Annotated in this window: 7 protein-coding genes; 4 read left to right on the forward strand and 3 right to left on the reverse strand. The window is 77.1% G+C overall.

What is annotated here, in order from left to right; genetic code table 11:
* Positions 1-801 (reverse strand): DUF418 domain-containing protein (locus WCS02_RS15315; protein ID WP_479688806.1); only part of this gene is annotated, 801 nt, incomplete at its 3' end.
* 37 nt (positions 802-838) lie between these two features.
* Between WCS02_RS15315 and WCS02_RS15320 the strand changes: the two genes are divergently transcribed.
* Both WCS02_RS15320 and WCS02_RS15325 read left to right on the forward strand, forming a co-directional pair.
* Complete coding sequence (locus tag WCS02_RS15320; RefSeq protein WP_340294755.1) at positions 839-1,693, forward strand: purine-nucleoside phosphorylase; 855 nt, start codon at positions 839-841, stop codon at positions 1,691-1,693.
* Complete coding sequence (locus WCS02_RS15325; RefSeq protein ID WP_340294757.1) at positions 1,690-3,450, forward strand: phospho-sugar mutase; 1,761 nt, start codon at positions 1,690-1,692, stop codon at positions 3,448-3,450. Before WCS02_RS15320 ends, WCS02_RS15325 begins: the two co-directional genes overlap by 4 nt.
* 36 nt (positions 3,451-3,486) lie before the next feature.
* Here WCS02_RS15325 and WCS02_RS15330 read toward each other — a convergent pair whose 3' ends face one another.
* Positions 3,487-4,116: a PH domain-containing protein gene (locus tag WCS02_RS15330; protein WP_340294760.1), complete on the reverse strand. Its 630-nt coding sequence runs from the start codon at positions 4,114-4,116 to the stop codon at positions 3,487-3,489.
* A 160-nt stretch (positions 4,117-4,276) separates the two neighbouring features.
* Here WCS02_RS15330 and deoC point away from each other — a divergent pair, with 160 nt between their 5' ends.
* Both deoC and WCS02_RS15340 read left to right on the forward strand, forming a co-directional pair.
* Positions 4,277-5,266 (forward strand): deoxyribose-phosphate aldolase, encoded by a 990-nt coding sequence (gene deoC / locus WCS02_RS15335; RefSeq protein WP_340294764.1) that lies wholly within the window; start codon positions 4,277-4,279, stop codon positions 5,264-5,266.
* A gap of 36 nt (positions 5,267-5,302) precedes the next feature.
* Positions 5,303-6,778, forward strand: coding sequence for an aldehyde dehydrogenase family protein (locus tag WCS02_RS15340; protein ID WP_340294766.1), 1,476 nt, complete (start codon positions 5,303-5,305; stop codon positions 6,776-6,778).
* Between the two features lie 65 nt (positions 6,779-6,843).
* Here the strand turns inward: WCS02_RS15340 and WCS02_RS15345 are convergent.
* On the reverse strand, positions 6,844-7,375 hold a 532-nt coding region (locus tag WCS02_RS15345), incomplete at its 5' end, for a hypothetical protein (protein WP_340294762.1).

The following is a 7,375-nucleotide window of genomic DNA, read 5'->3' on the forward strand; positions in this document are numbered from 1 at the left end:
CGCCCCGACGAGCACGCCGGCGGCGCCGAGCCCCAGCAGCCCGCGGCGGTGCGCCCGCGGGTCGGCGGCCCACCCGCCGCGAGCGAGCCGGACCCCCGCCACCACGGCCACGAGCAGGCCGCCCTGCACCGGCAGCAGCAGCACCAGGGCGAACAACCAGCTGCCGACCCGGTCGACGACCGACAGCAGGTAGTCCCCGGGCGGGTCCGGGAAGCCGATGCTGCCGCCGAAGCCGTCGAGCGCCCCGTGCAGCACGAGCGGCGGCAGGGCGACGAGCACGACGAGGACGTGCACCGCCGTGCGCGCCCGCGCCAGGGGGACGGCCACGAGCAGCAGGACCCCGAGCGTGCCGAGCACGTCGGCGTCCAGGACGAGGGCGGCGTGCAGCGCGCCGAGGCCGAGCAGAGTCCCCGAACGGCCCAGCCCGTCGGCCCACTCCGCGGCGTCCGGCGACCGGCCCCGCGCCCCTGTCGTCGGGCGGAGCATCCGGGCGGCGACGCCGTGCCCGAGCAGCAGGGCGAACACCATGAGGACCCGGTTGTCGACGAGCAGCCCGGTGACCACGTCGACCGCCCGGTCGGCGCCGGAGCCGTCGACCGGCCGGTAGCCCGTGGTCAGGGTCCGCCCGCCCAGCCACGCCAGCGCCGTGGCGACGGCGCTGCCGAGCAGCGCGAGACCCCGGACGGCGTCCACCGCCGCCAGCCGCTCCCGGCCGTACCGCCCGGGGCGCGCCGTCGGGGGAACGGCCACCGCGGGCGGGGTGCCGGGGGCACCCGCCGTCGCCGGTGCGTCCGCCGTCACGGGTGCATGGTGGCACCCGCCGCTAGTGTCAGCAGCCGTGCAGACCCCCGAGCAGACCGCCCCCTCCTGGCAGGAGACGGCGGCCGCGGCCGCCGACGTCGTGCGCGCCCGCCTCGCCGGCGCCGTCCCCGGTCTGGACGCCGGGACCCCGGCCGTCGACACCGCCGTCGTCCTCGGCTCCGGCTGGGGCCAGGCCGGCGACCTGCTCGGCGAGGTGCTGCTCGACCTGCCGGCCGACGAGGTGCCCGGGTTCCGCGCCTCGGCCGTCGCGGGCCACCACGGCCGGCTGCGGGTCGTGGCCACCCCGGCCGGTCGCCGGGTGCTGCTCGTCGCCGCCCGCACCCACCTGTACGAGGGCCACGGCGTCGACGCCGTCGCGCACGGCGTCCGCACCGCCGCCGCGCTCGGCGCGCGCCACGTCGTCCTCACCAACGGCTGCGGCTCGCTCGTGGCGGACTGGGGCCCGGGCACCGCCGTCCTCCTGCGCGACCACCTCAACCTCACCGGCGCGACGCCGCTGCGGGGCCCGACGTTCGTCGACCTCACCGAGGCCTACTCCCCCCGGCTGCGCGCCCTGGCGCACGAGGTCGACCCCGGCCTGCCCGAGGGCGTGTACGCCCAGCTGCACGGGCCCGCCTACGAGACGCCCGCCGAGGTGCGCATGGTCGGCGTGCTCGGTGGCCAGCTCGTCGGCATGTCGACCGCCCTGGAGACCGTCGCCGCCCGCGCCGCCGGCCTGGAGGTGCTCGGCCTGTCGCTGGTGACCAACCTCGCGGCCGGGACCACCGGCCAGACGCTCGACCACCAGGAGGTCCTGCAGGCCGGGCGCGACGCCGCCGAGCGCTGCGGCCGCCTGCTCGCCGACGTCGTCGACCGGGTCTCGCGCTCGTGAGCGCCGCCGACCCGGCGCTGCTCGCCGCGGTCGAGGCGTGGGCCGCCGCCGACGTCGACCCCGACGACGCGCGGGAGGCGCTCGACGCCGCACGGGGCGGCGGGCTGGAGACGCTGCGCGACGCCTGGACCGGCTCTCTGCAGTTCGGCACCGCCGGCCTGCGCGGCGCCATGGCACCGGGGCCGAACCGGATGAACCGCTCGGTCGTCGTCCGCGCGGCCGCCGGTCTCGGCGCCTACCTGCGGGAGCAGGTCGGGCCCGCCGCCGGGGCGCCGCTCGTCGTCGTCGGCCACGACGCCCGCCACCGGTCCGGGGTGTTCGCCACCGACTCCGCCGCCGTGCTCACCGCGGCCGGCTGCCGGGTCGTGCTCCTGCCCGGTGCGCTGCCGACGCCGGTCCTCGCCCACGCCGTGCGCCGGCTCGGGGCCGACGCGGGCGTCATGGTGACCGCCAGCCACAACCCCAAGGACGACAACGGCTACAAGGTGTACCTCGGCGGCCGGGTCGCCCCCGGCCCCGGCGAGGGCGTCCAGATCGTCCCGCCGGCCGACGCCGGCATCGCCGCGCGCATCGCGGCCGCGCCCGCCCCGGTCGACGTGCCCCGGGCCGGGGACGGCTGGGAGGTCGCCGACGCGTCCCTGCTCGACGGCTACGTCGACGCGGTCGTCGGCCTGCTGCCGCCCGGCCCGCGGGGGCTGCGGCTGGTGACCACCGCCATGCACGGGGTCGGACAGCCCGTCCTGTCCCGTGTCCTGGCCGGCGCCGGGTTCACCGACGTCACGCCGGTCCCCGAGCAGGCGGAGCCGGACCCCGACTTCCCCACCGTGCCGTTCCCCAACCCCGAGGAGCCGGGCGCGCTCGACCTCGCGCTCGACCTGGCCGCCCGCAGCGGGGCCGACCTCGTCGTCGCCGTCGACCCCGACGCCGACCGCTCCAGCGTCGCCGTCCCCGACCCCGCCCGCGGGCCGGCCGGCAGCGCCGCAGGCTGGCGCCAGCTCACCGGCGACGAGGTCGGCGCGCTGCTCGGGGAGCACGTGCTCACCCGCTCCCCCGCCCCGGTCGAGGGCGTCGACCCCGACGAGCCGGCGACCGTCGCGTGCTCCCTGGTGTCCGGGTCGCTGCTGCACCGGGTCGCGGCTGCCCACGGGGTCCGCTCGGCCTCGACGCTCACGGGCTTCAAGTGGATCGCCCGCACCCCGGGCCTGGTCATGGGCTACGAGGAGGCGATCGGCTACTGCGTCGCGCCGTCGGTGGTCCGCGACAAGGACGGCATCAGCGCCTCGCTGCTGCTCGTCGAGCTCGCCGCGGCCGAGGCGGCGCGCGGCCGGTCGCTCCTGGACCGCCTCGACGCGCTGGCGCTCGCCCACGGCGTGCACGTGACGGCACCGGTGACCCTGCGCCTGGAGGACATGTCCGTCGTCGGGCCCGTGCTGGCGCGGCTGCTCGCGGAGCCCCCCGCCGACCTGGCCGGCACCGCCGTGACGTCCGTGGAGGACCTGGCGGCCGGGGTCGACGGGCTGCCCCCCACCACCGGCGTCCGGCTGCGCGCGGTCGAGCCGGGCGCCGGACCCGGCGGCGCGGCGGCGCGCGCGGCCCGGGTCGTCGTCCGTCCCTCCGGCACCGAGCCCAAGCTCAAGGCCTACCTGGAGGTCGTGGAGCCCGTCGGCACCGGCCCGGACGGGCTGGCCGCGGCGCGCGCCGGGGGCGGGGAGCGGATGGCGCGGCTGGCCGACCAGGTGCGCGCGCTGCTCGCCTGAACGACGGCTGGGCCCGGTCCGTCGGGGCGGGGACCCTCAGAGGAGCGCGAGCGCGAGCGCCCCGGCGGCGACCAGTGCGCCGGTGACCCCCAGCGCCGCGACGACCGGCACGTTCCAGGACACCACCGGACCGGCCGGGCCGGTCGCCCCGGTCACGGCGGCGCGTCCGGCGTCCCGGGCCCCGGGCCGGTCCTTCCACCGCTGCCAGCCCGACCCCACGAGGACCGCCGCCTCGCCGGCGCTCGACCCCGGCGCCCTGCTGCCGGCGATGCTCGTGGCGCCCGGCTCGACCCACGGCGTCTCCCGCCGGCTCACCGGTCGCACCCGCCGGCCCGAGGCGGGGGCCGCCCACGAGGTCCAGCGCCGCCCGCCGGCGCCGATGCTCAGCGCCCACCGGGTGTCGACGTCCTCGACGACCGGCCACGGCAGGCGCACCCGGCGCAGCACGTTGACCAGGTCGACGCCGTCGTCGTCGACGCGCACCTCCGGCTGCCAGAACATCGCGTGCACGATCGCGCAGCCCAGCAGCAGGACCGACAGCCCGACGAGGCTGCCCAGGTCCGGGGCGCCCCGCAGGAGCAGGTCCCCGGCGAGGACCGCCGAGAGCAGCCACCACGCCACCGCGAGCACCCGGACGGCGCCGGGCCGGTACACCTGCGAGGTCACGGCCCCATCCTGCCCCGGCGTTAGGCTGGAAGACGTGACCGACCTCGCCCCGCCCCCCGCCCCGGCGACCGCCGGCACCCCTGCCGCCGGCGCCGTCGGACAGGCGCAGGCAGGCCCGGCCGGGGGCACCCCGGCCGCCCCGGAGAACCCCGGCACCGCCGTGGACGCCCTCGTCGGCCCCCGGGTCGACGAGACCAGCCTGCGCCGGTTCCTGCGCGGCCTGCCCGGCGTCGACGAGGTGGGGGCGAACGCGCGGGCGGCGTCCTTCGGCACCCGGTCTATCAAGAACGCCTCGAAGGCGTGGGCGCTGGACACCGTCGTCCGGATGGTCGACCTGACCACGCTCGAGGGCTCCGACACCCCGGGCAAGGTGCGCACCCTCGCCGCCAAGGCCGCCAACCCCGACCCCGCCACGGACTGCCCGCCGGTCGCGGCGGTCTGCGTCTACGGCGACCTCGTCCCGCACGTCGCCGAGGCCCTGGACGCCGTCGGGGCCCTGTGGCGCTCCGCCCCGCCGCCCGGGGGACGACCCGGCGTGAAGATCGCCGCCGTCGCCACCGCCTTCCCGTCCGGGCGCGCGTCCAGCCGGGTCCGCCTGGCCGACACCGCCGACGCCGTCGCGAACGGCGCGCACGAGATCGACATGGTCATCGACCGCGGGGCGTTCCTGTCCGGCCGCTGGCTGCAGGTCTTCGAGGACATCCTCGCCGTGCGTCAGGCGTGCGTGCGCCCCGACCGCAGCCGCGCCAAGCTCAAGGTCATCCTCGAGACCGGCGAGCTGGTCACCTACGACAACGTCCGCCGCGCCTCCTGGCTGGCGATGCTCGCCGGGGCCGACACCATCAAGACGAGCACCGGCAAGGTCGGGCCCGCCGCGACCATGCCGGTCACCCTCGTCATGCTCGAGGCGATCCGCGACTTCCACCTGGCCAGCGGTCAGGTCGTCGGCATGAAGCCCGCCGGCGGGATCCGCACCGCCAAGGACGCCGTCCGCTACCTCGTCATGGTGCAGGAGACGCTCGGGCCGGACTGGCTGCACGCCGACCGGTTCCGCTTCGGTGCCTCCAGCCTGCTCAACGACGTCCTCATGCAGCGGCAGAAGAACGTCACCGGCGCCTACAGCAGCGCCGACCACGTCAGCGTCGACTGACTCCTCGCCCGAGACCCAGGAGCACCCGTGACCGACCTGACCCCGACCACCGGGAGCGCCGTGCTCGGCGACCTCGCCGGCACCCCGTTCGCCTACTCCCCCGCCCCGGAGTCCGCGTCGCTGGCCCGCATCGCCGACAGCTACGGGCTGTTCGTCGACGGCGCCTTCGTCGAGGCCGCCGACGGCCGCACCCTCGACACGGTCAACCCGGCCACCGAGGAGCGGCTGTCCACCGTCGCGCACGGCGGGGCCGCGGACGTCGACGCCGCCGTCCGGGCCGCCCGCCGCGCGCACACGCAGGTGTGGGGCCCGATGGCACCGGCCGAGCGGGGCAAGTACCTGTTCCGGATCGCCCGCCTGGTCGCCGAGCGCGCCCGCGAGCTGGCGGTGGTGGAGACCCTCGACAACGGCAAGCCGATCCGGGAGACCCGGGACGTGGACATCCCCCTGGTCTCGGCGCACTTCTTCTACCACGCGGGCTGGGCGGACAAGCTGCAGTGGGCCGGCCTGGGCGCCGACCCGCAGCCGCACGGCGTCGTGGGCCAGGTCGTGCCGTGGAACTTCCCGCTGCTCATGCTGGCCTGGAAGATCGCCCCGGCGCTGGCGACGGGCAACACGGTCGTCCTCAAGCCGGCCGAGACCACCCCGCTGTCGGCGCTGCTGTTCGCCGAGATCTGCCAGGAGGCGGACCTGCCTCCCGGCGTGGTCAACATCGTCACCGGCGCGGGCGACACCGGTGCCGCGGTCGTCGACCACCCGGACGTCGACAAGGTGGCCTTCACCGGGTCCACCGCCGTCGGCCGCGCCATCGCCCGCAGCATCGCCGGCACCCGCAAGAAGGCGACGCTCGAGCTCGGCGGCAAGGCGGCGAACATCGTCTACGACGACGCCCCGATGGACGAGACCGTCGAGGGCATCGTCAGCGGCATCTTCTTCAACCAGGGGCACGTCTGCTGCGCCGGCTCGCGGCTCGTCGTCCAGGAGTCCGTCGCCGAGGAGGTCGTCGAGCGGCTCAAGCGGCGGCTCGCGTCGCTGCGGGTCGGGGACCCGATGGACAAGAACACAGACATGGGTGCGATCAACTCCGCCGCGCAGCTCGGCCGGATCACCGAGCTGGCGCAGGCCGGCGACGCCGAGGGCGCCGAGCGGTGGACGCTGCCCTGCGACCTGCCCGAGCGCGGCTACTGGTTCGCCCCGACGCTGTTAACCGGCGTGCAGACCTCGCACCGCGTCGCCCGCGAGGAGATCTTCGGCCCGGTGCTGTCGGTGCTCACCTTCCGCACCCCCGAGGAGGCGGTGGCCAAGGCCAACAACACGCCGTTCGGGCTGTCGGCGGGGGTGTGGACCGACAAGGGCTCGAAGATCCTGTGGACGGCCGACCGGCTCAAGGCCGGCGTGGTGTGGGCCAACACGTTCAACAAGTTCGACCCCACGAGCCCGTTCGGCGGCTTCAAGGAGTCCGGGTACGGCCGCGAGGGCGGCCTGCACGGCCTGGAGGCCTACGTCCGCTGAGCCCCGCGTTCGCTGAGCCCCGCGTGCGCTGAGCCCCGCGTGCACGGCGGCACGGCAGGGCGGCGTCAGAGCTCGACGGGCTCGGTGTACCGGCGGTCGAGGAACGTCGCGACGTCGACCGGCTCCATGGCGCCGAGCAGCGCCACCAGGTCGGCGGGCGCGTCGTAGGCGCCGGTGGTGACCGTGACCAGCGCCCCGTCGACCACCCGCCACGCCTGGCTGCCGTAGCCGTCGTCGGTCCGGCCGACCTCGGTGCGGACGTCGCCGTCGGCGGTGCAGGCCCTCCAGCTGCAGGTCTCCCCGTAGCCGGACACGTCGGCGGTCACCTCGACCCGGACGCCGGCGTAGCCGTACCCCTCGTGGCCCGGCGGGACCGCGGTGTAGGTCAGGTCGCCGTCGGTGCCCACGGAGGCGGCGAAGGCGCCCCAGCCGTCGGGCAGGAGCAGCGGCACCGCGGCCGTGCCGAGCTCCAGGCGGGTCTCCTCGCGCTCCGTCGCCGGCTGCAGCGCGAGCACCACGGCGGCGAGCGCCACCAGCGCGACGCCCGCGACGGCGCCCCGCAGCCCGCGGCGGGGGCCCTGCAGCGCCAGACCTCCG

Source organism: Aquipuribacter hungaricus (assembly GCF_037860755.1).
GTDB classification, from domain to species: Bacteria; Actinomycetota; Actinomycetes; order Actinomycetales; family JBBAYJ01; genus Aquipuribacter; species Aquipuribacter hungaricus.